Source organism: Sphingopyxis sp. YR583 (assembly GCF_900108295.1).
Classification (GTDB): Bacteria; Pseudomonadota; Alphaproteobacteria; order Sphingomonadales; family Sphingomonadaceae; genus Sphingopyxis.
Window position 1 is genome coordinate 32380 of the sequence record NZ_FNWK01000001.1, and the last position, 25574, is coordinate 57953.

The following is a 25574-nucleotide window of genomic DNA, read 5'->3' on the forward strand; positions in this document are numbered from 1 at the left end:
AACACAGCATAAGCAATTGCGTTATAGGGTGCGTCCAATGGGTCGCATTCGCCAAGAAGGACAGCGACTTGACCGGCATGCCGGGATAGGATGAGAAAAATCCTCCATCCGGAGAGCGATGACATGAGCCAAGCAGCAACGCGCTATTGCGACCTGGTGATGAAGGGCGGCATCACGAGCGGCATAGTCTATCCCAATGCCGTTCTGGCGCTGGCACGCGATTTCCGGTTCAAAAATATCGGCGGAACGTCCGCGGGCGCGATCGCCGCGGCCGCCACCGCGGCAGCCGCTTTGGGCGACCGCAAGCATGTCGCGTCTGGGCAGGGCACCCCCTGCCCTCCGACGCTCGGTTTTGCGGGGCTCGAACGCGTTGCCGCACAGCTTTCGTCGCAGGGCTTTATCTTCGGCCTGTTCCAGCCCGCACGCGGGGGGCGAAACGCCTACCGCCTGATCGTCACGCTCGCCGGAAATGCCAGCGCCCCGCGCAAAGTCTTCGCGGCCGCGGTCGCAGTCGTCGCCATCGCGCCGCTCGAGGCAATCTTCCTGTTCGGCCTGTTCCTCGCGCTTGGCTATGGAGTAGCGGGCCCGTCCGGGATAGCCGCTGTGTTCCTGCCGTCGGCAGTCTGCGCCTATCTAGGCGCGGCCATCGCCGCTGCATTGCGTGTCGCGCGCGTCACGCGGCGCAATCTGCTCGGGCTCTGCTCGGGCCTGAGCGGCGGCAAGGGCAAAGAAAAACCGGCGCTGACCGAATGGCTGCACGACGTTCTGCAATCCTTATCGGGAAAGGTCGCCACCGAACCGCTGCTGTTCGACGATCTGTGGAACGCGCCCCGCTATCCGGGCGAGCCGGCAACCGAAACCGCCATCTCGCTCCAGATGATCACAACGGGCGTCTCGCATCACGAACCGCGGACGCTGCCCTTCACCGACGCGTCCTTCTGGTTCCTGCGTGACGAATTCGATCTATTGTTCCCGCAGACCGTCGTCGACGCGATGGTGGCAATGGCGGGAAAGCCCGATCGCGTCGATGGAAAAGACTATTACCGCCTGCCCGGCAAGGGCCGGATGCCCGTGCTCGTGGCGATGCGGATGAGCCTCAGCTTTCCCTTGCTGATCAGCGCCGTACCGCTCCACGAACCCACCGGGAGGAGAACGCGGGGCGGGACCGACGCAGACGTTGCCGACGATAGCCGCGAAGCGAAGGAAGCGAACCTCAGCCAGAGCACCGACAGCCTGACCACGGGCGGGGAGGCCCCCTTCTCGCCGATCGAGGGTTTTCGTATCTGCTGGTTCACGGACGGCGGTGTTTCAAGCAATTTCCCGCTTCACCTGTTCGATGCGCCACTGCCACGCTGGCCGACCTTCGCGATCAACCTCGTCTATCCCCAAACCGACGATGCCCCGGTCGACAACCCCGAACCGCAGAATGCGCAGGACAGGGCCGAGGCCGCGGTGTGGCTGCCGCTGCACAATAATCGCGGCTGGCAACGCAGTTACAATTCGATTGCCCGGCCGCTCGCGCTGGCCGAGGTTTCGGGCTTCCTCTTCGGCATCATCGGTACGATGCAGAACTGGCGCGATCTGCTGCAGTCGCGCGCGCCGGGTCAGCGCGACCGGATCGTCCATGTCGCGCTCGACAAGGTCGAGGGCGGAATGAACCTCGACATGTCGCAGGACATACTGGACAGCATTTCGCTGAAAGGCACGGTCGCGGGCGAGCGATTGTACCAATTCTCTTTCGACAATCATGTTTGGGTACGCTGGCGGAATGTCGCCTCGGGCCTCCAGCGCTACACGGTCCGGATCGCCGCCAGCGCGAAGGTCGAGCCGCCCATCCTGGCCTATCAAGCGTCCTTCGCCACGGTTCGCACGGGAACGCCGCCGCCGGTTTCGTACAAGTTCCGGTCGGCTGAAGCGCAAGGGGCCGCGCAAAAACTGTACGCCGATCTCGTCGCCCGCGGTGAAGAGTGGGCCGATCTCGGCCCCGACCTCGGCGACGGAACGCCGCGGCCGTTGCCGCAGATGCAGATCACCCCGATCTATTAATTCGGGGGATCATCGCGAACCTGTTGCGGCGAGGCGCTCCCGCTCGCCCTGCCGGCTCAGCGATCCGCGGCCGCACTCTCGATCAATTCGGCGACCTCGACCGGATGCGATACCATCAGGGCGTGCGACCCGCTCGCAACCGCAACCGTCTTGCGGGCATGCGCGCGCTCGGCCATGAATTTCATCGTCGCCGCCGGAATGTTGCGATCCTCACCGCCATAGATGACATAAGTCGGCAGGCTCTTCCAGGTTGCCGCCTGCGAGGCGTCGGTCAGCGCGCCCTGCGTTACCGGGCGCTGCGTCGCAGCCATCAGCGTCGCCTGCGCTTTGGGCACATCGGCCGCGAATTGCGCATGGAATTTGGCGGGCTGGATATAAAGGTCGGTGCCGCCACCGGGCAGGCTGACCGGCGCCAGCGCATCGCCAAGCGTGCTGCCCGGGAATTTGGCCGAAAGCGTCAGTGCCGACTCCCCCGCATCGAGAAGGAAGCCCGCGACGAAGACCAGCGCTTTCACATTGGCATTGCCCTTTGCCGCTTCGGTAATCACCACGCCGCCATAGCTGTGTCCGACAAGGACGACGCGGCCCGGAATCGACCGGACGACCGCCGCGACGCTTTCGGCATCGCCCGTAACGCTGCGCAGCGGGTTCGCCGCCGCAATCACCGGGTAACCATCCTTTTCGAGCCGGGCGATCACATCATTCCAGCCCGAGGAATCGGCGAACGCGCCGTGGACCAGCACGACGGTCGGCTTCACCGATGGATCTTCGGCCTGTGCGGCGGCGGTGCCCGAGAAAAGCAGTGCGGCCAGCGCCGCCGAACGAATGGAACGATACATGTCATCATCCTCTTGGCTGTTGGAGAAGCAAGAGATGCACGCGCACGCCCGGTCCGCATATCACATCAAAGTATCTGTTCGTGTCCTGCTCTCACATCCCCTCCCACACCAAAGGATAGGGCGGCCACACGGGTTCGACAGTCGCGAACCTGCTTCGGCACGATAGCCCGGCTGGCGGCGGCGCTGGCACATCCTTTGGCCGAGGCGGGGGGCATTCCCGTCCGGAACCGAAAGGATCGACATGACGAAGAATATCGCACTCTCACCGCTCGAACCCGCAACCAAGGCCTTCGTCGAAGGTCTGCCCGATGGCCCACCGATCTACACGCTGACGCCCACCGATGCGCGCGGCGTCCTGTCATCTGTGCAGCAATCGGTCACGCCTCCCCTGCTTGCGGTCGATAGTGAAGACAGCACGCTTCCCGTCGGCCCGTCGGGAAAGACGAACATTCGCGTTGTGCGGCCCGCCGGCGCGACCGGCACGCTTCCGGCAATCGTCTATATTCATGGCGGCGGCTGGGTGCTCGGCGACAAGCAAACGCACGACCGGCTGGTTCGCGAACTGGCGGTGGGCGCAAATGCAGTGCTCGTCTTCGTCGATTATGATCGTTCGCCCGAGAGCCAATATCCCGGCGCTATCGAACAGGGTTATGCAGTGGCGTGCCATGTCGCGGAGAATGCATCCACGTTCAGCGCCGATCCGAACCGCATCGCGATCGCGGGCGACAGCGTCGGCGGCAATATGGCCGCAGCGGTCACGCTGATGGCAAAGGAACGCGGCGGCCCCGATTTTGTCGCGCAGCTACTCTTCTATCCGGTCACGGACGCGTCGATGTCGAGCCCGTCCTACAAGCAATTCGCCGACGGCCCCTGGCTCACTGCAAAGGCGATGGCATGGTATTGGGACCAATATCTGCCCGACGTCGCCCGCCGCGGCGAAATCCTTGCATCGCCGGTCAACGCATCGGCCGAGCAGCTCGCCGGCCTGCCCAAGACCTTGCTGATCGTCGACGAGAACGACGTGCTCCGCGACGAAGGCGAAACCTATGCCCGCAAGCTCGCGGACGCTGGCGTGCCGGTTGTCGCGGTGCGCTACAATGGCACGATCCATGACTTCATGATGCTCAACCCGATCGCCGAAACCCCGGCCGCGCGCGGCGCAATCGGCCAGGCTATCGGCTATCTGCGCAAGGTCTTTGCAGCCGGTGCATGATGCGAAAGCGGGAGGCGGCAGCGCGCCGCTTCCCGCCGATCGTCAGGGTGCTTCGACCGGAATCTCGAAATAGAACTGCGCCCCGCCGCCCGGATGGTTGGACGCCGTGATCGACCCGCCATGCTCGGCGATGATCGACTGACAGATCGCAAGTCCGATCCCCATCCCAGCCTCCTTGGTGGTAAAGAAGCCTTCGAAAATACGGTCTAGATCGTCAGGCGGAATACCTGGCCCAGTATCGCGCAGGGTGAAAGCCAGGGCACCGCTTTCAGTCAGGGACGTGCCAATGCAGACCTCCCGCCGCCCGCCCCGCTGCGCCTCGACCGCCTGGACGCTGTTGATCAGCAGGTTCACGACAACCTGCTGCAACTGGATGCGATCCGCCATCGTCCTCGGAAGCGCGCCCGCGAAATTGGTAACGATGCCGATCGATTGCGATTCAATCTCATGGCGGATGAAGATCAGCGATTCCTGTACAATCTCGTTGAGGTCCGTCGCGACGCGTTCGGGCTGGCGTTTCGACGCCATCCCACGAATATGCTGCACGATATCGCTCGCGCGCCGCCCGCTCGCCGCGATGCGCGTCGTCAGTGCCTTCACTTTTTCCACATTCGGATCTTCGCGCGACAGCCATCGCAAACTCGTCTCGGCATTGGTGACGATCGCGGCGAGCGGCTGGTTGATCTCATGCGCTATCGACGTCGTGAGTTCGCCCAGCGTCGAGATGCGTGCCGCATGGGTAAAGTCCGCCTGAAGCTGGCGGATCTCGGCCTCCATGCCCATACGTTCGGTCACATCTTCGAAACTGAAAATGGTAACGTCGAGTTCGGCAAGGACTTTCGGATAAGTGACCGACATGCGCACGTCGATCACACGGCCATCGAACGTTTCGATCCTCGTCAGCTCTTCATGGTTTGCCTGGCCGTTAAAGCGCCCGATCATCACATTGCGAAGCGCGCTGCGATTGACCGTGAAGAGGTAGCCGACCGGCCGCATCAGATCGATCGCGCTGCCACCGCCCAGCAGTTGCACCGCGGCGCGATTGACATCGGTGATCCGTACCGTCGTCGCGGCAAGTTCGACAAGTTCGGGATGCTCATCGAGATAAGCGCCAAAATCGGTGACGCCGGTTGCACGTATGTCATTATAGATACGGCCCATATGGCTGGCATCGACCTGCCACAGCGCGATCGGCATATGGTGGACAAGCTTGCGGTATCGCGCCTCGCTGGCGCGGAGATAGACATAGGACCGGTCGTCGTCGGCCGCCCCGTTGACCGCAGCATAGATCCGGCCCGAGGTTTCCGCGCGCCAGACCGTCACGAGCGGATCGCGCAAAATTCCGTCGGACGGCAATTGCCGCCGATAGGCCGCATCCGGGATGTCGCCTGTCATGGCATCGACGATCAACTCACCCAGCGCTGCGCGACTTTCGAGGGGCCAGAAACCGGCAACCGGTTGGCCGATCATCAGGTCGCGTCCGCGGTTGCCGCCCACCAGACGCATCGTCCGGTCGTTGACGTTGACGATGCGCGCCGCCTTCACCAGTTCCGTGTAACCGGCATTCAACCGCTCCTCGTCCCCGTTCTCGCCGCGCAACCGCGCGATGCTCGCGATCAGCGTTTTTGAATCCGAGACGTCGATTTCCCAACTCGCCGCCATCAACCGGTCGGGAATGTGCCAGCCTGCTCCGGGTACGGCGCCGTCGCTGAGCGACTGTCGACCATATTCGATGACGTCGCGCGCCGTTCCGTCCTGCGCGAAGCGGACATATTGGCGGATATCGACGACGATATGGATGCCCGACGACGTGCGCCTACTGACGACGCCCTGCCAGGTTCCTTCCTGAAGCAACATCCGCCAATGCTCGCGTTCGTTTTCGCTGTGCGTCGATAGATGGCCGATACCACGCCCGATCATCGTCAGCGCAGGCCAGCCGTAGAGCGCCTCCGATGCCGGATTCCAATAATGGACAGCGCCCTCGACATCGAAAATGACCACACTTTCGGACGCGAAATCCGCAATATCCGGCTCGGATATCTGCGTCGCCACCCGGGGCGGTCCGGAACTCACCGCTCCGGCCCGTCGGGCCAGTCCTCCGCCCCGATCGCTGTCTTCAACTGATCGAGCAAAGCGTCGTCCGCAACCGGCTTGGTCAGCCAAGCCTGCGCGCCGAGGTGGAGCGCCCTTGCCCGGGCGCTCAGATCCAGAACCGACGTCAGCACGATTACTGGCAGATCCGACCCGCCTGCCCGCACCCGTTCGAGCAGGTCGATGCCGCTCATGCCGGGCATCCGCACGTCGGTAATCAGGCAATCGAAACGATCCTGCATCTTGTCGAGGAACGCCGGAGCACTGTCGAAGGTGCTGCACTCCAGTCCGGTAACCATTAGCAGGTCGCACAATGCTTCGCGGATGGCTTCGTCATCATCCACGACTGCGACAAGAGGCGTTTTGGGCAAGCGATTTGGCCCTTTTTCTCACGACCCGAACGGCCAATGACGCCATAGTCGCTCAGCTTATAAAGCTTTGTAACCATACCAAAGTCTAGGCCTCGCCGGTTTCGCGCAATTGTGCGGGCAATTTTTCCCACGCGCGGATCAATTCGCCCACCGTCGCCGCCTGCATCTTCTTCATCACATTGCTGCGGTGGAGCTTGACGGTGATTTCCGAGATCCCAAGGTCGTATGCGATCTGCTTGTTGAGCCGGCCACGCGCGACTTCGCGCATGACCTGGGTTTCGCGCGGCGTGAGCGTGGCGAAACGCTCGACCTGCTGCCGGACGATCTGCGCGTTGGCGCGTTCCGCCACATCGCGCTCGACCCCCGCGACGACAGCGTCGAGCAGGGTCTGGTCGCGCACCGGCTTGGTCAGAAAATCGACAGCGCCGCCCTTCATCGCCTGCACCGACATCGGGATGTCGCCATGCCCGGTCAGAAAAACGATCGGCTTTGCGATTCCAGCCGCCGCCAGATGCTGCTGCAAGTCGAGCCCGCTCGACCCCGGCATACGAACATCGAGAACGAGGCAGCCCGCGCGTTCGAGCAAAGGCGAGTCGAGCAGTTCGCGTGTCGAACCATAACTGCTCGCCTCGATTCCGACCGACAGCATCAGTTCGCTGATCGCTGTGCGGACCTCCTCGTCATCGTCGACGATCAGAACAAGCGGCGGTTCGTGACTTTCGGTCGGAATCATTGCCCTCTCCGGGTCAGGTGCGGGCATCCAAAAGCGTACGCAACGGCTCTGTATAGGTCGCATGATAGTCGACGCGACACCATCCCGCCGTCGAGGCTTGCCCGACCCGATAATATCCCATTGGCGGATCGGGCGCCATACGGCCGCTGTGCTGGCGAAGGTTCCTTGTTCATGTCCTTCGCCAGTAGAGACTGGCCGGGGCATGCCACCACCCCCATTCGGGGGAGCGGCGCGTTTCTGCCCCATCATCGGTCGGAACGGCTATCGTCAAAGCAGCGCCATGCCGCCGTCGACCCGCAGGTTGATTCCCGTAACGAAGCTGCTTGCGTCGGAGGCAAGAAATAGCGCCGCGCTCGCCAGTTCGCCCGGCTGGCCGAGGCGGCCGAGCGGGATCGCACCCGACATCATTGCAACGAACGCGTCATGGTCTTCGGGCGCCACGCCGAGCTTCTCGAGGATCGCGGTCTCCGTCGGTCCAGGGCTCAGCATATTGACGCGGATGCCACGCGCCTTGAATTCGATCGCCCAGCTGCGCGCGAAGGCGTTGATTGCGGCCTTCGTCCCGGCATAGACCGCATGCCCGTCGAGCACCTTGTCGCTGGCGAGCGAACCAACGAGAATGATCGAGCCGCCGTCGCGCATGATCGGTGCGATCTTCTGCACCCCGAAAAAGGTGCCGCGCGCGTTGATCGTGAACTGGGCATCATATTCGGCCTCCGACACGTCGTGCGACGGGGTGATCGTGTTGATCCCGGCGTTCGCCATATAGATGTCGGCGTGGCCGAACCGTTCCTTGACGATTTCGGCAACCTGCCGATGATGATCGGGGTCCGCCACATCGCCCTGGATGCCGAATGCCGAGGCTCCGATTTCATGCACCGCGTCGTCGACGACCTGCTGGCGCCGGCCGGTGATGACCACCTTCGCACCTTCGGCGGCGAAAAGTTTTGCCGCCGCCAATCCGATACCGCTGTTGCCGCCGGTGATCACCGCGACCTTTTCGTTCAAGCTTGTCATAAAATACCTTCTTTCGTGGGGGAGGACGTCATTCGCTGCGAAAGCCGATCCGGCGATGGCTTTCGTCGCAGAAGGGTTTGGTCTTCGACGCACCGCAGCGGCACAGGCGCGCGGTCTCGACAGTGGCGACCTTGCGGCCCGTTCCGCTGAGAATTTCCAGATTTCCGCGCACATGGAGCGGCCCGTCGAGCTGAGGTTCGACGGTCAGCGGGCCGTCGCGAACGGCGAGCCTCGGCCCCTCCTTCGTCGGCGGCTCACCGGTCGCCTCGAAACCGATATATTTGTGGGACTTGTCGCAAAAAGGTTTGTTCTTCGACGCGCCGCAGCGGCAGAGCGTCGCGCGAAATCCCGCATTCTCGCCGTCGAGAGCGAGATCGGCGCGCACCGCATAGGGACCATTCTCGCGCAGCGTGATCAGATTGACCGGCGGCACGGGTTCGGCCTGGCCGTCGCGGCGCTCATAGGTCAGCGCTCCCGACGGACATTGGCGGATGGTGCCACAGAGATATTCGATCTCGGTCGCGTCGGGAATAATCCACGGGCCGTCGACATTGGCGAGAAAGGTCGCAGGATCCTGCGTCACGCAAAAGCGCGCATGGATACAGCGTTTTCCGTCGAACATCACGGCGATGTCCTTGCCCTCTGCGCGATCGACGCCGTCGGCCGACGTCGTTGGCGGGGCAGAAGGTGCGGCACGCGCGGGCGTCGTGGCGGGAGCATCTGTAGCTGCGGCCTCACCGATCGGCGCATCGCGTAGCCGCGCCGCCTGTTTTTCCAGAATCCGCGCCGAGCGGGCGCAGCGAGGATCGGAAGGGTTCATCGTCCCGGCAACCGCGCACAATTCTTCGACACGCTCAATATAGAGCCGCCGGGCGCTCGCACCCGCCGGCAGCGACGCCGCCTCGCGCAGCGCGGTGAAGGAGACACCGGCGTTGCAACCCGGGTTCGACGGCCCGGCCGGGAGGCGCGCCGCACGCTCGGCCACGGCAGTCAGCGCATGCATCAACCCGATCGCCGAACCGATGTAGAGCGCCTTGTCGGGGTTCGACGACGGAACCGCGTAGCCGCCCGCAAGCAGACGCAACGCGAGCGCGTAAATGGCATTGGCGAGGTCAACCGTGGCAACCGCATCGGCATCGTCCAGCCAGACACGCCCCTCGGGGCGCGGCGGCTTGCGAAGCACTGGATTGATCGCCGCAGGATGTGCAGGGGTAAAGCCGGGGTTAGCTGCGGCAAGGCGCTGCATTTCGCCGCGCACTTCGACGAAGCGCTGAAAGTGCGATCCATCGCGATGCGCCGGCGCGCCCTCGCCCTCTACGATGATCTCGGCCAGTGCGGCAAGCGCGCTGGCGAGATCGGTTACGGGGCGCGCGCCTCCGAAATTGACCTCGGCGGTCGAGAGCTGAAATGCCGGATCGCCGCAGAAGACCGCCTCCTCGCCGATCGCATCGACAAGCGCGCGCAATTCGGCCTCGATCCTCTGATAAAAGATTCCGATCGTCGCATAGTCGCAGCTGGCCGGGGTGAGCCTTGAACCAACAGGCGCGCGGGTGGGCGCATTCGCGATCACGAACGTCTCGCCATCGGGCTCCGCCGAACCCTCCGGCCGCTCGAGGTAGATGAAGTGCTGGATCACATCGGCGCTGAAGGGCGCGAGTTTCACATTGATGCTGGCGGGCAGGTAGCCCGGATCGAGTGGAAAGTTCGCGCGCCCGAACCGCGGCGCCCCGCCGAGTGCCGATGTGATGTTCCACACCGCAACGAGGTGGCTCATCTCGTCGATCGCGACATCGAGGATCGCACGGCGCCAGCGCGCGACGGCCTCTGCCTCCGATGCGCTTAGCCCCTCTCCTTCGCCATCCTTCATGCTGAAGGCGGCATAGAGATAGGTGCACATCAGATTCTGCTCGAGTTCCGCGGCTTCATAAAGCGCGTGCAATATCTTCTCGCGGCTCACGGCGGTTTGGCCGTCCATTTCGCTGCCCTCCTGACTCAACCGCGCGGCGGCGGGTAAAGCGAACAAGATAGGCAGTCCGGCCGTCGGCGGCAGGCGCGAGAGCTGACAAGGCGCCTGTACCAAACCGGTCGCCTGCCGGCCGAAATGCGGGAAAAACCCTTCCGTCCTAACCGGCAAGGCAGCGCACCCTGTACCTTCGCATAGGTCTCCCCCGTCTCGACAGACCCGGCGCGCGGGGCATAGCCTCTGGCCCATCGAAAGCGTTTTAACAGTACCATGAGGTGACGAGATGACTGCACCATGGGATGCCGGGCGGGTCTCCTTCCAGATCGACCGCTCGCATGCGACACCCATTACCGCGCAGATCGCCGCGACCCTGCGCGCAGCGATCATGGACGGACGGCTCCGGCCCGGGACGCGGCTACCGTCGTGGCTCGACATGGCATCGCAGCTCGGTGTCGCCCGCGGGACGGTAAAGGCCGCCTATGAATCGCTGGCCGATGAACTGCTGGTCTTCTCGGCCGGCGCCGCCGGGACGCGTGTCGCCGAACGGGACGCGCCGAAACTGGTGGAAGCGAAGCAGATCGACATTCCGCGGCCGCTGCAAAATCTCGAACGCGGCTTTTCGCTGCGCCCCTTGCCGTTCCAGCTGGGGGTTCCGGCGCAGGACGCCTTTCCTGCAAAGCTCTGGGCCCGCCTACGCACCCGCGCAGTCCGCGCCAATGCCATGGCCCCTGTCGGCCCGGCCGATCCGCGGGGCGAGCCCGAACTGCGCGCCCAGATTGCGGCGCAACTTGCGATCACGCGCGGCATCTCCTGCCATCCCGACCAGATCATCCTCACCTCAGGTTACAAGAACGGGCTCTGCCTGACCCTGATGGCGCTCGGCGTGCAAGGTCGCGCCGCATGGGTCGAAGATCCCTGCTATCCCGTATCGCGCATGGCGCTGGAAATTGCCGGGCTGAAACCCGTGCCCATTCCCGTCGATGCCAAAGGCATTCGCGTCGACATGGGCGTTCGCGCCGCCCCCGACGCGGCACTGGCGATTGTCACGCCGGGTCAACAAGCACCCACAGGCGTCACCCTCTCCCCCGAACGCCGTGCGGCGCTGCTCGCCTGGGCGGAACGCGAGAAGGCGTGGATCATCGAAGATGATTATCTCAGCGAACTCCAGCTCGGCGGCCGCGCTGCTCCGGCGATGGCGGCGCAGGATCCCGGCGGACGTGTGATCCACATCGGCACGTTCGGCAAAACCATCAGCCCCGCGCTCGGCCTCGGCTTCGTCGTCGCGCCGCTCGCACTGGCCGCGCGGTTCGGCGAGGTTGCGGGCTGCCTCAACCCCGCACCCAATGTGACGACACAGCTCGCGCTCACCGACTTCCTCGCCGACGGCCATTTCCTGCGCCACCTGCGCCATATGAAGGGGCTGTATCGCGAGCGGCGCGATGCACTTCACGCGCGGCTCGATCCGGGCATTGCCGTCGACGCCTTCGCCGGGCTGGCGGTGATCATACATTTGCCGCGGGGCTACGACGATGTCACGCTGGCGAAGCGCGCACTGGAACTGGGCATCGCACCAGCGCCCCTGTCGATCTGGTACGCCAACCCCGCCGAAGCGCAGTCCGGGCTGCTGCTGTGCGTCACCAATTTACGCGAGCAGGTGCTGGGCAAGGCATGCGACGCGCTTGCGGCGTTGATCGACGAAGGCGCCGCGACGCCGATTTCGGCGCGGGCCGCGTGACGGGGGCGAAGTTGAAACTGCTGCATGTCGATGCGAGCCCCAAGCAAGCCAGCTCCAGTTCGCGCACGCTATCCCGCTTTTTCGTCGACCAGCTTCGCGCGTATTCGCCCTCGCTGTCGGTCGATTATCTCGATCTGGCGGCCGAGGCTCCGCCCGCGATGACCGAAATCTTCGCGCGCGCGACCTACACGTCCCCCGAAGAGCGAACCCCGCAGATGCGTGCAGAGCTGGCCGTGTCGGACGCGCTATGCGCGCGTCTGCTGAGCGCCGACGCGCTGCTCTTCGCGATGCCGATGCACAACTGGACGATGCCCGCGGCGTTCAAGGCGTTCGTCGATATGATCGTGCGCGGCGGCCTGACCTATGTGGCGACAGACGATGGGCGGTATGTCGGCACGCTCGGCGGCAGGAAGACCTTGTTCCTGACGACGCGCGGCGTCGATCTGCGGCCCGGAACACCCTTTGCGGCGATGGACGCGCTAACGCCTGCGCTTCGTGCGGCGTTCGGCTTCATCGGCGTCACCGATCCCGTTTTCGTCGACGCGCAGCCGATGCAGTTCGCACACGAGGTCGAGCGGGCGGCGGCGATGCGACGGGCGAAAGCAGAGCTTTCGCTGCATGCAAAGGCGTGGAGCGAAACCGAGCCGCGCGCAGCGCTGTCCAGGGCGGGTTAGTACAATCAGATCGCCAGTCCTTGGGTCTGTTGCGACGATGGCGTGCGCTTAGACTGCCTGCATCTCTCTTGAAGGAAAGGTGAGCAGCCATGGACGCCGAAGTTGTCGACAATGTCGAAAAACGCTGTTTCGAACTCGACCTGCCCGACGGTTCGACCGCCGCCGCATTTTACCGCATCGACGGGGAGGGTCGGCTGGTCCTGATCCATACCGAAGTGCCGTCGGAATTCTGGGGCATGGGTATTGCCTCGCAGCTCGCGGAAGGCGCGTTTCATCTGATGCGGCAGACGGGCCGCAGGGCGATCCTGCGCTGCCAGTTCATGGTCAATTTCTTTGGCCGCCATCCCGAATTCGCCGACGTCGTCGCCGGCTAGCGAAACCGTCATGACCGACGAATATCATCTCCAGCGCTTCGTCACGGCGCAGGCAAAAGCCTATGACGACGCCATCGACATCCTGCGCCGCGGCGCGATGTGTACGCCCTATATGGACTTCATCTTCCCCAGGCTCGGGGGCGAGGATGGAAATGGCGGCGCCTATGCGCTCTCGTCGCTCGACGAGGCGCGCGCCTATCTCGATTTCGCTCCGCTTGGAGGCCGCTATCGCGAGTGTGTGGAGACGCTCTTCCGCCTCGTCCAGACGAGCGCGCGCGCGGTGTTCGGCGAAGTCGATGCGGCGAAGCTCCACGCGTCGCTGACGCTGTTTGCCGAGGCGTCGAACGAGATATTGCTGCGGTCGGTGCTCATCACCTGGTTCGACAATATGGTCGACGAGGCGACGATCGTCCGCATCAACAACGAGCGCTGACCTTCAGGCGAAGGCAATCCATTCGCGCAGCCAGTCGTCGAACCGCGTCGGCGCAAGCCGTGGACGAGTACAGGTAAGCGGCTCGCCATCGAACCGCGCCCCGAAATAATGCGCTTCGGGATCGACGGAAATCCATCGCATATCCTCGTTAGCCGTCAATATTCCGGTCGCGAGTTCGGCAAGTCCAAAGATATCGGGTCCGGCAATCTCGATAATGTCATTCGCCGGCGTTTCGGCGACCACCTCCGCCAGCGCCGCGACGACATCGTCGGCGGCGATCGGCTGCATCGTGACGGGCGCAAGCGGCATCCGGTCGCCGTCCCCACTTGCGTCGACAATCTTGTAAACGAATTCAAAAAAGGGCGTCGACCGGACGATGGTGAACGGGACGCCCGCGTTCGACACCCGCTCTTCCTGATCGCGCTTGGCCCGGAAATAGCCGCCCTTCTGCGTATCCGCACCGACCGCGGACAGCGCGATGAGATGCCCGACCGAGGCGGCACGGGCAGCCGACGATATATTATCGCTCGATGCCGCAAAGAAGGACCGCATGTCGGCAGCGTCGCCATAGCCCGAGTTTGAGGCGTCCACCACAACATCGGCGCCTTCGAGCGCTTCGGCCAGCCCCTCGCCGCTGATCGTGTTGACGCCGGTCGACCGGGCGGCCGCAATGACCTCATGCCCGCTTTCGCGCAGCCGGGTGGCAAGGCGGCGGCCGATCAATCCGGTTCCGCCGATGATGGTGATTTTCATGGCAATCCTCCGCGATATGTGCGGAAAACCTAAGCCAAAGGCACAAAGGGCGGCAGAACCGAGACGCGACAATCGCCCTGGACTAAGCGAGTGCCTGGTCTCCGGCCGGGACGGCATCCGCCCACCCCGCTTCGGTCGCCTCGAAGCGTGATCCCGTCTCGAGAGTCCGGTGCACGGGGCAACGGTCGGCGACGCCGATCAGTTCGGCGTGCTGCGCCTCGTCGATCGCCCCCTCGATCTCGACGCGGCGGCTGAAGATGTCGGGCTTGTCGAAACCCTTGTCTTTTCGATGCGTCACGCCGGTGCGGATGCGTTCGACCGGCCATCCCTTGCGGTCGGCATAAAGGCGTAGCGTCATCGTCGTACAGGCGGCGAGTGCGGCGGAGAGCAGGTTGAAGGGCGTCGACCCCGACCCTAGTCCGCCGACGCTTTCAGGCTCGTCAGCAATGAAGGCGGCCTTCCCTGCCCGCATCGCGAGCTGAAATTTGCCGAGCCGCGTTTCCTCGGCCTCGGCATCGAACTGACTCCCGGCGGTCGGCGGCATAGCGGGCAGATAGCGTCCGGCCCAGGTCGAGATCATGTCGGCCGCAAAATCCGCGTCGCGCGCATCTGTCAGCAAATGGTCGGCGCCGTCGAGCGAGACGAAGCTCTTCGGATGCCTGGCCGCAAGGTACATGCTGGTGACATTTTCGATCCCGACCACCTGATCGATCGGCGAATGGAGGAGCAGCAAGGGCCGTTTCAGCTTTGCGAGCCGCGCGCCCTGATCCTGCTCGCGCAGGCTGGCGACAAACTCCTTGCGGACGGTGAAAGGCCGGTTGCCGATCGCGACGATGCCGCTACCTTCTCGCTCGATCGTCTCCAGCCCCTTCGGGTCGAACTGATGGAGGGCATGTTCGACGTCGAAGGGCGCCGCGATCGTTGCAACGGCATGAATGCCGGGCAGCGATTCCATCGCCGCGATGACCGCCGCTCCGCCTAGGCTGTGCCCGACCAGCAACATCGGCGGCATACCCTCATCCGTCATCGCGCCGGCAGCAGCGATCAGATCCTGCACATTGTGACTGAAACCCGACGCCCCGAATTCGCCCTCGCTCGCACCCAGCCCGGTAAAGTCGAAACGCAGGACTCCGATACCGGCACCGGCCAAGCGGCGCGATATCCGGACGGCGGCCTTGTTATCCTTCCCGCACGTAAAGCAATGCGCGAACAACGCCCATGCCTTCGTCGAGCCAACAGGAAGCTCAAGGCGACCTGAAAGACGGTCGCCGGCGGCATTATGGAAGTCGAAGGGACGCGTCGGCATCGGGAACTCCGGTTACTGCTGGCCTGCTCGGCGCAGCGTAGCACAAAATGCCAAGAGGCAAGAGACGCATGGCTGGATAGTCAGGCGAGCCCTTCGGCCTTCAGCGTCGCCTGCACGGCAGGACGTGCGTTCAGCCGATCGTGGATGGCGGCGATCGCAGGCGGAATTTCGATGCCAAAGCGTTCGGCCCAGCGGGTGTTCACGAACAGATAGAAATCGGCGACCGTCGGCTGGTCGCCGAACAGATAATCACCCTTGATCGTGTCGCCGAGGAGCCGCATCCGCGCCTGGATATAGGCGCTCGCGACGGTTTTCTGCTCGTCGGTTCCATTGTGCCAATATGGCTTGAAACTCTTGTGCAGTTCGGTCGAAATATAGGCCAGCGCTTCGACCAGCCGCGTGCGGCCGAGCGGCCCCGCAACGCCGAATTGCGGATAAACGCCGGCGAGATAGTCGAGAACCGCAATATTCTCGGTTACGACTTCGCCATTGTCGAGCTGCAGCGCGGGGACATAGCCCTTGCGCGTCACACTGTTGAAATCGGCGCCGCTTTCTGTGACTTTCGTCCGAATATCGACGCTCTCATTCTCGAACGGGACGCCCGCTTCAAAAAGTGCGATATGGGCGGCAAGGCTGCAAGCCCAGGGGCAATAATAGAGCTTCATCGATCATCTCCTGACGGACGGGGATCTGCCGGGACACCGGAGGGCGGCGCCCCGGCAGCCGGGATCGGTGCCGGACGGCAGGGTCGCAGGTCCGGCACCCCGGGGACTTATGCCGCCGCGGCCTGTTCAACCGGATGAACGGCGCGAAGGCTGATCTGGACGGTGTTCCAGAAATTGATCGCGGCGATCGCAACGGTCAGATAGGCGATCTGCTTGTCGTCGAAATGCGCCTTCAGCAGTTCGTAATCCGCGTCGGGCGCGCCCGTCTCGGCGATGCCGGTCAGTGATTCCGTCCAGTTCAGCGCGGCGCGCTCGCGATCGGTGTAGAGCGGGGATTCGCGCCAGGCATCGAGCAGATGGATGCGCATATTGGTTTCACTATGCTTCACCGCGTCGGTGACGTGCATATGGATGCAAAAGGCACAGCCGTTGATCTGCGATGCCCGCAGCTTCACCAGCTCAAGCAGGCTGTGCTCGATACCCGAAGTTTCGAACGTCGCCTCGACGGCAAGCATGGCCTTCATCGCGTCGGGCGCGGCCTGGAAGATATTCATACGGGGAGTCATTATCATTCTCCTTGGTCTTCGTAGAGGGTTACAAGGCGGAAGCGGCGCGTGTCCGCTCCTGCCGCGCATCGGCGATCGCCCAGATGCTCAGCAATGCCGTCAGGATTGCGGGCAAGGTGACCGCCGGAAAATCGCGCGCGATGGCGTCCGGGCCGCAGATGCCGACCGCGACTTCCCAGAAGTGGAACAGCGCATGGCCCCAAAGCCAGAGCGTCGCCGCACTCCACAGCAACACGCGATATTGCGGACGGAAGGCGCCAATAAGGAGCGACGTTCCGACGAACAGGAAGATCAGGCCGATATCGCGGATGAAATGCTGGTTGAACGGACCCGTCGTCGTGACGCCCGGAACGGCCAGATACCAGTCGCCGGGCGACCAGAGCATGAAGAGCCCGTTCGCTTCGGCACCAATGCCAAGGATGATGGCCGTCCAGATACAAATCGTCTTGAGCATGATGATCTCCCCTTGGATCGCGGATGATTATTTCTTCGGCGGCGGCGGGACATTCTCCAGCCACCAGTCGAAGCGCGTCGAGCCGAGCTTGGCACCAGCGCCGGGGATCAGCGAGTCATCCTCGAGCCGCAGGCCGAAATAGCGCGCCTCGGCGTCGACCACGATCGGGCGCGTGTCGCCGTCGAACGCCATCACTTTGCCGATGATCTCGTCGAGGTGGAATTTCTCGGGCCCGCCGATCTCGACCGTCGCGTTGGCCGGCTCGGCGAGCGCGACCGCCGTCACGGCGTCGGCCACATCCTCGGCCGCCATCGGCTGGATATAGGCGTGCGACAAATGAACTTCGTCGCCGACGACCGCCGACTGGCCGATCCCGCGCAGGAACTCCATAAACTGAGTCGCGTGGATGATCGTATAGGGGATGCCGCTTTCGCGGATCAGCTTTTCCTGCGCCTGCTTGGCGAGGAAATAGGGGCTGACGCCCATTTTCTCGGTGCCGACCACCGACAGCGCGATATGATGCCCGACACCGGCTGCCTTCTCGGCCTCGGCGACATTCTGACCAGCGGTCGTGAAGAAGGTGATCGCGGCATTATCGAAGGTTGGCGAGTTGGCGAGATCGACGACGACCTCGGCTCCTTCCAATACCTCGGCAAGCCCTTCGCCGGTCAGCGTGTTGACGCCGGTGTTCGGCGCGGCAGCGACCGCCTGATGTCCCAGAGCATTTAATTTGCTGACGACCTTCGAGCCGATCAATCCGGTTCCGCCAATCACGACGATCTTCATGGCACTTGCCCTTTCCCTGCACGACGCGGGTTGCGTCCGTTGCATCGGGAATAGCCGGGTGGGCCATATGGCTGGAGACCTGAGAGGTGCGAAAGCCACTGTACCATCGGGCCTTCTGGCGCCGTTGGTACAATCAGCCGGTCAAATCTTGAACCTTACGGGGGTAGATGCACGCCGCTTTAATCCACCCATCGAGACGGGCGCGCACGTCCCCTCCCCGCGCGCTTCGGCCCGAAGGCATCGGACATGCCATGACCTTGTGGAGCCGTGTTAATCGGACGCGACAGAGATGATGAACGCAGGGATTTTTCCGTTTTCTCCCTGCGGCCAACGAATTGGCAGGCGAGCATCCTACCTGTCCGGCTCCCTTTTTTGGCTTATGCGGTCGGCTTCCCTTGTGCGGCAAGGACACGCAAGATATTGCCGCTCCACATCTTTTCGATGTCCGCGTCCGAATAGCCCGCGGCCTTCAGCCGCTCGGTGACCTTGGGCAGCGCCGAAATATCCTCGAACCCCGGCAAGCCGCCGCCGCCGTCCCAGTCGGCGCCGAAGCAGATGTGGTCGACGCCGCCGACCTCGATCGCGCGCAGCACCATCTTCATATAGCCGTCGAAATCGGCCGCCCAGAGCTTCTCGGTCTTGTCGAGTTCGCGCCACTGGCGGTTGAGGTCAGCCTGCTCGGCGGGCGTGATCTGACCGATACGCTCATATTTTCCGAACAGTTCGGCGCGCGCCGGCGACATGTTCATTTCCGACATGAAAATCGTCGAGATGCACATCGCCCCGCCCTTCGCCGCAAGCGCTTTCAAGCGGCCTTCGTCGAGATTGCGCGGATGGTCATAGGCCGAGCGCAGGCTCGAGTGCGAGAGCAGGATCGGATATTTCGACAGCGCGAGAATCTGGTCGAACGCGGCATCGGACGAATGGCTCGCATCGATCACGATGCCTAGGCGGTTCATCTCGGCGACCCACTGCTTGCCGAGCGGGCTCAACCCCTTCCAGCGTCCCTCGCCCGTCGCACTGTCGGCAAACTGATTGTCCTTCGAATGGACAGGCCCGGCAAGGCGCAGGCCCTTGTCGTAGAACTCCCGCAGCAGCGACAGGTCTTCGCCGAGCGGATAGCTGTTCTCCATCGACTTGAAGGCAATGAGCTTGCCTTCCTTGTTCAGCCGCAGCGCGTCGGCCGCGGTCAGCGCGGGCGCGATCGTGCCGGAATTCGCCGCGATGGTTTTGTCGATCAGGTCCGAGCGTTTGCGCGCGAAGGCGAGCGCGTCTGCATAGCCCTTCGGCGTCAGCGGTCCCTGATCGGTATAGATGGCGAAGAAGCCGCCATCGAGATTGCCGTCCTTCATCCGCGGAATATCGAGCTGCGCCATATCGTCGGCGAGCGCATGACGATCGGCGAAGCTCCAGCCCGCGCGCTCGAAGTGGAGCGGCGTGTCGAGATGCGTATCGAGCACGAGCATCCGGCTGTGCAGCGGCGCCTCGGCTGCCTTCGGCTTGTCCTCGCCGGTCGAACAGGCGGTGAGCGCGGTTGCGGTCAGCAATATGGCAAAACGCTTCACTTCTTGTCCTCCACGGGCTTCAGGTCGAGGTCTTGATAATCCCAGCTGAAATCGGCGATCTTGCTCACCGCCTTCAACGTCACGCCGGTGATCTTGCCCTCGGCGTCGAGCGCGAAGGTCACATAGGCGGGCTCGATCGCCGGATCGTCGAAATCGGTGACGAAGCTGTCATATTGCCAATGTTTGAGCCGCCCCGCCATCCGCGGCGTCGAGGTGAAATCGATCGTCAGGCCAGTGGACGCCTGCCCGATCACGATGTCACCATACCACGGATCGCGGTAGCGGCCCGCATAGCCCGCCAGCGCGAGCGAGGGACCGCTCTTTGCCGGTGAGGCCTGTGCCTGTTTCAGATACTCGACGCCGCCCGCGAGCCGCGACTGATACCAATCCTCCCATTTCTGGATCCAGCCATAATCGGGTGACCCAAGATAATGGTCGAGCAGGTCGTAGGTGAGGCCCAGCAGCATGCCGCTGTCCTCGCTGTTCATCATGATCGCGAAGCCGACATTCTTGTCGGGGATCATCACGACGCGCGTGATCGAACCGAAAACCCCGCCGCCATGCGAGATGATCCGGTGGCCGCGATAATCCTGTACCTGCCAGCCGAGCGCATAGGCCTGCTGTGTCGGCTGCGCGGGCTTGAGCTGCTCGGGCAGCGGCGAGATCGGCATCGGCGTGACGGGCGCCCACATTTCGGCCGCCTGCTTTTCGCTGAACAGGCGCTTGCCGTTCGGCAGCGCCCCGTGCGCGAGCTGGATCTTGAGCCAAGCGGCCATGTCGTCGGCGCTGAGCGCGAGCCCGCCCGCGGGCGCGCCATTTCGTCCAAGCTCGTCGCGCTCGTTGAGCGCCGCCTGCGGGCCGAGACCGCGCAGCGCGCCCGACAGGCGCGCGTGCGGCCACGACCGGTTGGGAATGCGGAAGCGGTCTTCGCTGTCGCTCGTCGCATTCTTCATGCCGCCTGCGCGCAGGACGCGCGCACGGATGAAGTCCTCCCACGTCTGCCCGGTGACTTCCTCGATCAGCTGGCCGGCAACGGCATAAAGGATATTGTCATAGGCATAGGCCGACCGGAAACTGGTCTTGGGCTTGAGGAACGCGACGCGTTCGGCGGTCTGCTTGCGCGTGAGGTGCGTGCGCGGCACGAACATCAGGTCGCCCTGCCCAAGCCCCAGCCCGCTGCGGTGGACGAGCAGGTCGCGGATCGTGATTTCGCGCGTGACCCATGCGTCATACATGCGGAACCACGGCATATGCTTGATGACGGGATCGTCCCACGCAATCTTGCCCTCGTCCACCAGGATCGCGAGCGCGGCGGCGGTCATCGCCTTGCCCGTAGATCCGGTCTGGAAGATCGTCTGTTCATCGACAGCCCCGCGCTCGCCGATCTTGCGCACGCCCCAGCCGCGCGAGAGCGTCGTCTTGCCATCCTCGACGATCGCAATCGACACGCCCGCGGCGCCAACCTTCTTGCGGAGCGCCTCGACGCTCTCGCCGATATCGGCGGGCGGCTCGGCCCATGCAGGCACAGCGGCCGACAGCATCAGCGACAGGGCAAACAGGCGTTTCATGGCAGGGCCTCCATATGGGGAGCGGTGGACGGGCGCAGCAGGCGCCAGGTTCCGATGGTGATGAGCGGCAGGACGAACACGCCGAGGAACAGCCAGGCAAGGAAGCGGTATCCGCTCGCGATCAGGTCGACGAGGCCGATCTCGCCCGCGACGAACATGCAGCCGGTGAGGATCACCGCACCGATGATCGCGCGCGCGGCCGTCGAGAGCGGGGGACGCCCGCGGCTCTCGATCGCGCCCGAGATACGCTCGTTGATCGCATGGACCGACCCAGCGCCGCTTTCCAGCAGCGCGGCGAAGATCATTACCTGGAACAGGACATGGAAACCCGGCACGGTCATCTGGCGGAGCAGGAAGTCGGACGGCAAGGTCTCGTCGCCGATCGCGGGATAGAAGGCCATCATCGCGACGAAGAAGAGGATCGCCGGCAGCATCGACAGCGGCCCCGCGATCAGCCCGGCGACGACGGCATCGCGCTGGTGCCGTAGGTGGCGCAGCACGGGCAGGATCACCACCGCACCGACGATATTGTAACTGGCATAGGTCAGGCCGCCCGCCATCCAGTTTCCCGACGGCGGCGGCGCATTCGCGAACCCCTGCTCGATCAGCCCGCCGAAGCTGGCGAGCGCGAGGACGAGGAACAGCCCATAGACCGCGTAAAGCAGGATCGAGACATATTTGAACATCTGCTCGACCACACCGGTGCCCCATGCGGTGACCGCGACGATCGACACGGCGAGCAACAGCACGCCGGCAAGTTCGGGCCAACCGAAGGTCGCGGCGCCGATCGCGCCCGCCGCGGCGCCGAACACCGCGAGGATCAGGACGACGAAGATGATGTAGGCGACCTCGAAAGCGATCCAGGCGGGGCCAAGAAGCCCCTTGAAAAAGCTCCGATAATCATAAGCACCGAGCTTGATTGCGAGCGCGAAGGTCAGCGCCGCGACGACACTCCAGATCAACGTCGCGAGCAGCATCGCCGACAGCCCACCCCATGGCCCCGACGGCACGAAATATTCCGCCAGCTCGCGCCCCGTTGCATAGCCGCCACCGATAATGACGGCCTTCAGCGCAAAACCGGGCAGCAGGTAGCGCTGGAACCAGCTCGACCCGCTGCCCGTCTCGCCCACACTCACGCGAGAATGCTTTCGACCAGCGCGTCGAACGCCGCGCCGCCGCGGATCGGATCGGCGACGGGAAAGCCCAGTCGCTGCCGTTCGGCTGCCATCAGGGCTTCGGCCGCGTCGGCGTCATAGCTCGATGTGTTGAAGCTGACGCCGCCACAGCGGATCGCCGGATTGGTCCGGCTGCCAAGGCGGATCGTCATGTCGATAACCTCCTCGACCGAAGGCAACGCAAAGCTCTCCATGCCCAAGATCACGTTGCGCGTCGGATCGTGACATACGATGAACACGTCGGGCTGGCTCCCATGGAGCAATCCAAGCGACACCGGCGCATAAGCCGGATTGAAGATCGATCCCTGCCCCTCGATCACATCCCAGTGCGTGTCCGGAGCATCGGGACTCAGCATCTCCGCCGCCCCCGCTTCAAAATCCGAAACCACCGCATCCATAGGCATACCGCCACCCGCGATCATGATGCCCGTCTGGCCGGTCGCGCGAAAATCGGCATCGAGGCCGCGCGCCACGAGCGCACTGTGCAACGCGAGCGCGGTATATTTCTTGCCGAGCGCGCAGTCAGTACCCACGGTGAGCACCCGCTTTCCGCTCCGCTTGCGTCCGGTTCCCACAGGGATAGCGGGCGGCGGGGTACGGATGTCGATCAACCGCTGCCCCGTGCGCGCCGCCGCTTCGACGAGCGCTGGAACGCTTGTCAGCTTGGTATGGAGCCCGCTGACGATGTCGAGCCCCGCCTCCATCGCCTCGACCAGCACCACAACCCACGCCGCGCCGATGATCCCACCCTGATTGGCGACGCCGATCACCAGCGACCGCGCGCCCGTTGCCCGCGCTTCGGCGGGCGACAGGCGCGGCAGCCCGGTCGAAACCGCACAGCCGTCGATCGACCATTCGCCCGTGCAGCGATCTCCCGCCCAATCGGCGAGGCCGAAGGCGGTCTTGGCATAGGCCGGATTGGTCGTATCGCCGAGGAACAGCAGATAGGGTTGCGGCAGGGTCAGGCTACCCTCCAGCCTGCCGATAGGCGCGTTCATCTGGTCCAACTCCTGTTCCGTCAAAAACCGGCGGTCAACGTGACGCCGAGCGTCCGCGGACGGATGACACCGGTTCCAGCTGCGCCGAGCGGGATATTGGCCGGGGCTTCCAGCGACGTCTTACCCTCACTGTCGGTCAGGTTCTTCGCATAAAGTTCGACCGAATAGGGTCCGAAATCGACGCCCGCGCGCAGATCGACGATCTCATAGGATGGCAAGTAGCGCTGGCGGCCATTGGCAGTGCGGAAGGCCAGGTCATAGCCCGCGGGCTGCTTCGACAAGCTGCGCACCGATGCACCGACATAGGCCTTGGTGTCGCCGCCAAGTTCCCATTCATAATCGGCATTCGCCCCGATGCTATATTTGGGCGTATAGGGCAGGCGATCGCCCGACAAACCGCCAACCAGCGACGGCGTGTCGTCCTTCAGCCGGGCATTGGTATAGGCGCCGTTGAGCGAAAAGCTGAGCCCGTCGGTCGGCCGCAGCACCGTGGTGAACTCGAGCCCGTCGCTCTTCGCCTTGCCGCCGTTGAAATTGACGCCGAAGTTGTTGACCTGGCCGAACACCTGAATGTCCTTCCAGTCGATGTGGAATGCCGCGATGTCGATCGAGAATGTGCGGTCGACCGTCTCCGCCTTGACGCCCAGTTCATAGCTGATGAGCGAGTCCGAGCCATAGGTGCCGAGTTCGGGCGGCGCCCCCGGCGCCAGCACGTTGGGGCCGCCGGGGCGGAAACCCTTGGCGACGCGGGCATAGATCGTTGCCTGATCGCTGATCTCGAACTGCGGAGCGACCGAGAAGGTAAAGACATTCTCGGACGAGCGTGCCCGCGGCAGCGTGTTCGGCCCACCGGCGAGCACACCGTCGGACACCTGGATCGCCGATTGCTTATTCTCGCTGTACCGGCCACCAAAGGTCAGGTCGAAACGCTCGCCGAGGTGGATCGTCGCGTTGGCGAAGCCGGCAATTTCGCGGTAGCGCGAGTTGATCGTCGCGATCCCAAGCAGCGGGAGCCCCGCGACCGGGGTGAGCGTGCCGGGGTTCACCGCATTGAAGCTCTGGTCGATCACGCCCTTTTCGCGGGTATAATAGGCGCCGACGAGCCATTCGAAGCTATCATTCTCAGGCGACTGGAGGCGCAGTTCCTGTGTGAAGCGCTTCACGCGGGTCAACTGGCCCTGAAAGAAGTCGTTCGGCGTCCCGAACACCGCCTCGACCAATCCGCCGAACTGCGTCGTCAGGTCACCGCGGAACGATTGCGAAAGCGTGCTGTAACTCGTCGCCGACACGAGGTTCGCAAAGCCGAGATCCGCATCGACGATACCGCTATAGACGCGGTAGCGCACATCGGTGAATTCGGGAACGAACTGCGACTGCGTCAGGCGGCCATAGAGCGTCCGGCCGGTCGACGGATCGCTGTCGACGCTGCCCGAAGCGTCGGTCTTCAGGTTCTGCAAATAGGTGGCAAGCTGGATCGAAAAACCCTCGCTCGGCTTGAACAGCACCGACGCGCGGCCGCCGTAGCTTTTCGAGCTGTTGATGTTCGATTCGAGGTCCGACCCGCCGGTGCCGATCGAGTCGATGAAGCCGCCGAAGTCGCGGTAGAAACCCGACGCGCGGAACGCCAGCGTCTCGCCTAGCGGTACGTTGACCACCGCGCTGCCCAGATAGGATTCATCGCCGCCCTTGGTGGCCTCGACGCTCCCGCGCGCGCGAACCTCGAACGATCCGGTTTCGGGTTTGCGTGTCACATATTTGAGGACGCCGCCCATCGAGCTTGCACCGTAAATGGTTCCCTGCGGCCCGCGCAGCACCTCGATCCGTTCGATGTCGAAGGTGTCGAAATCGCCCGCCAGAATTGCCCCGTTCACAAGCCCGCTGCTCGAACCGAAGGTCGTTTCATCCTGATAGACCGCAACCGTCGACGCAACGCCGCCGGTGTTGACACCGCGCAGGACAAGGCGGCCGAAACCCGGCGTGGTCTGGTTCAGTTGCAGGCCGGGCACAAGCTTCAGATAGTCTGCGAAACTGGTCGCCTGGATGTTCTCCAGCGCTTCCCCCGACACGACGCTGACGGACTGCGGCACATCGATCAGCCGCTGCTCGCGCTTTTGCGCAGTCACGACGATGTCGCGCTCGTCACCGATCGCCTCTTCGGCATGGGCGGGCATTGCGGCCGCCATGGCGACCAAGCTTGCGGCAATACAGAGTCCCTGTTTCATTGTCTCATCCCCAGACTTGAACCGCAA

Annotated in this window: 23 protein-coding genes; 6 read left to right on the forward strand and 17 right to left on the reverse strand. The window is 63.8% G+C overall.

Annotated features, from left to right (window positions below; genetic code table 11):
• Positions 1–123 precede the first annotated feature (123 nt).
• Positions 124–2046 carry a patatin-like phospholipase family protein gene (locus BLW56_RS00175; protein WP_093508685.1) on the forward strand — a complete coding sequence of 641 codons (1923 nt, stop codon included), beginning with the start codon at positions 124–126 and terminating at the stop codon, positions 2044–2046.
• 56 nt (positions 2047–2102) lie between these two features.
• Here the strand turns inward: BLW56_RS00175 and BLW56_RS00180 are convergent, their stop codons facing one another.
• Positions 2103–2885: an alpha/beta fold hydrolase gene (locus tag BLW56_RS00180; RefSeq protein WP_093508686.1), complete on the reverse strand. Its 783-nt coding sequence runs from the start codon at positions 2883–2885 to the stop codon at positions 2103–2105.
• Positions 2886–3126: 241 nt separating this feature from the next.
• Between BLW56_RS00180 and BLW56_RS00185 the strand changes: the two genes are divergently transcribed.
• Positions 3127–4098 carry an alpha/beta hydrolase gene (locus BLW56_RS00185; RefSeq protein ID WP_093508687.1) on the forward strand — a complete coding sequence of 324 codons (972 nt, stop codon included), beginning with the start codon at positions 3127–3129 and terminating at the stop codon, positions 4096–4098.
• Between the two features lie 42 nt (positions 4099–4140).
• On the opposite strand, the gene BLW56_RS00190 is transcribed toward BLW56_RS00185, so the two are convergent.
• The 5 genes from BLW56_RS00190 to BLW56_RS00210 all read right to left on the reverse strand — a co-directional run bounded on the left by BLW56_RS00190 (position 4141) and on the right by BLW56_RS00210 (position 10285).
• Complete coding sequence (locus BLW56_RS00190; protein ID WP_093508688.1) at positions 4141–6171, reverse strand: PAS domain-containing sensor histidine kinase; 2031 nt, start codon at positions 6169–6171, stop codon at positions 4141–4143.
• The gene (locus tag BLW56_RS00195; protein WP_093508689.1) at positions 6168–6533 is read right to left on the reverse strand and encodes a response regulator transcription factor; all 366 of its coding nucleotides are present in this window, start codon (positions 6531–6533) and stop codon (positions 6168–6170) included. Before BLW56_RS00195 ends, BLW56_RS00190 begins: the two co-directional genes overlap by 4 nt.
• A 112-nt stretch (positions 6534–6645) precedes the next feature.
• Positions 6646–7293 carry a response regulator transcription factor gene (locus tag BLW56_RS00200; protein ID WP_093508690.1) on the reverse strand — a complete coding sequence of 216 codons (648 nt, stop codon included), beginning with the start codon at positions 7291–7293 and terminating at the stop codon, positions 6646–6648.
• A 267-nt stretch (positions 7294–7560) separates the two neighbouring features.
• Complete coding sequence (locus BLW56_RS00205) at positions 7561–8310, reverse strand: SDR family NAD(P)-dependent oxidoreductase (RefSeq protein WP_093508691.1); 750 nt, start codon at positions 8308–8310, stop codon at positions 7561–7563.
• Between the two features lie 28 nt (positions 8311–8338).
• A complete protein-coding gene (locus BLW56_RS00210) occupies positions 8339–10285 on the reverse strand; it encodes a ferritin-like domain-containing protein (protein WP_177175738.1) in 1947 nt (648 codons plus the stop codon).
• Positions 10286–10556: 271 nt separating this feature from the next.
• Between BLW56_RS00210 and BLW56_RS00215 the strand changes: the two genes are divergently transcribed.
• The 4 genes from BLW56_RS00215 to BLW56_RS00230 all read left to right on the forward strand — a co-directional run bounded on the left by BLW56_RS00215 (position 10557) and on the right by BLW56_RS00230 (position 13489).
• Positions 10557–12008, forward strand: a complete 1452-nt coding sequence (locus BLW56_RS00215) for a MocR-like pyridoxine biosynthesis transcription factor PdxR (protein WP_093510698.1) — start codon at positions 10557–10559, stop codon at positions 12006–12008.
• An 11-nt stretch (positions 12009–12019) separates the two neighbouring features.
• On the forward strand, positions 12020–12682 hold the full coding sequence (locus tag BLW56_RS00220; RefSeq protein WP_093510699.1) for an FMN-dependent NADH-azoreductase: 663 nt from the start codon (positions 12020–12022) through the stop codon (positions 12680–12682).
• A gap of 89 nt (positions 12683–12771) precedes the next feature.
• Positions 12772–13056, forward strand: coding sequence for a GNAT family N-acetyltransferase (locus BLW56_RS00225; protein ID WP_093508693.1), 285 nt, complete (start codon positions 12772–12774; stop codon positions 13054–13056).
• Between the two features lie 10 nt (positions 13057–13066).
• Entirely contained in the window at positions 13067–13489 is a 423-nt protein-coding gene (locus BLW56_RS00230; RefSeq protein WP_093508694.1) for a DUF1810 family protein, read from the forward strand.
• Positions 13490–13492: 3 nt separating this feature from the next.
• On the opposite strand, the gene BLW56_RS00235 is transcribed toward BLW56_RS00230, so the two are convergent.
• The 11 genes from BLW56_RS00235 to BLW56_RS00285 all read right to left on the reverse strand — a co-directional run bounded on the left by BLW56_RS00235 (position 13493) and on the right by BLW56_RS00285 (position 25508).
• Positions 13493–14242 carry an SDR family oxidoreductase gene (locus tag BLW56_RS00235; RefSeq protein ID WP_093508695.1) on the reverse strand — a complete coding sequence of 250 codons (750 nt, stop codon included), beginning with the start codon at positions 14240–14242 and terminating at the stop codon, positions 13493–13495.
• A gap of 82 nt (positions 14243–14324) precedes the next feature.
• On the reverse strand, positions 14325–15548 hold the full coding sequence (locus BLW56_RS00240) for a bifunctional alpha/beta hydrolase/OsmC family protein (protein WP_093508696.1): 1224 nt from the start codon (positions 15546–15548) through the stop codon (positions 14325–14327).
• An 80-nt stretch (positions 15549–15628) separates the two neighbouring features.
• The gene (locus BLW56_RS00245) at positions 15629–16213 is read right to left on the reverse strand and encodes a glutathione binding-like protein (RefSeq protein WP_093508697.1); all 585 of its coding nucleotides are present in this window, start codon (positions 16211–16213) and stop codon (positions 15629–15631) included.
• Between the two features lie 107 nt (positions 16214–16320).
• A complete protein-coding gene (locus BLW56_RS00250) occupies positions 16321–16779 on the reverse strand; it encodes a carboxymuconolactone decarboxylase family protein (protein ID WP_093508698.1) in 459 nt (152 codons plus the stop codon).
• A gap of 28 nt (positions 16780–16807) precedes the next feature.
• On the reverse strand, positions 16808–17233 hold the full coding sequence (locus BLW56_RS00255) for a hypothetical protein (RefSeq protein ID WP_177175739.1): 426 nt from the start codon (positions 17231–17233) through the stop codon (positions 16808–16810).
• Positions 17234–17260: 27 nt separating this feature from the next.
• Positions 17261–18019 carry an SDR family oxidoreductase gene (locus tag BLW56_RS00260; protein ID WP_093508700.1) on the reverse strand — a complete coding sequence of 253 codons (759 nt, stop codon included), beginning with the start codon at positions 18017–18019 and terminating at the stop codon, positions 17261–17263.
• Between the two features lie 377 nt (positions 18020–18396).
• On the reverse strand, positions 18397–19584 hold the full coding sequence (locus BLW56_RS00265; RefSeq protein WP_093508701.1) for a dipeptidase: 1188 nt from the start codon (positions 19582–19584) through the stop codon (positions 18397–18399).
• Positions 19581–21152, reverse strand: coding sequence for a serine hydrolase (locus tag BLW56_RS00270; RefSeq protein WP_093508702.1), 1572 nt, complete (start codon positions 21150–21152; stop codon positions 19581–19583). Before BLW56_RS00270 ends, BLW56_RS00265 begins: the two co-directional genes overlap by 4 nt.
• Entirely contained in the window at positions 21149–22288 is a 1140-nt protein-coding gene (locus tag BLW56_RS00275) for a YkvI family membrane protein (RefSeq protein WP_093508703.1), read from the reverse strand. The genes BLW56_RS00270 and BLW56_RS00275 overlap by 4 nt, the downstream gene beginning before the upstream one ends.
• Positions 22285–23325, reverse strand: coding sequence for a DUF1611 domain-containing protein (locus BLW56_RS00280; RefSeq protein ID WP_093508704.1), 1041 nt, complete (start codon positions 23323–23325; stop codon positions 22285–22287). Before BLW56_RS00280 ends, BLW56_RS00275 begins: the two co-directional genes overlap by 4 nt.
• Before the next feature lie 20 nt (positions 23326–23345).
• A complete protein-coding gene (locus tag BLW56_RS00285; RefSeq protein WP_256203232.1) occupies positions 23346–25508 on the reverse strand; it encodes a TonB-dependent receptor in 2163 nt (720 codons plus the stop codon).
• Positions 25509–25574: the final 66 nt, after the last annotated feature.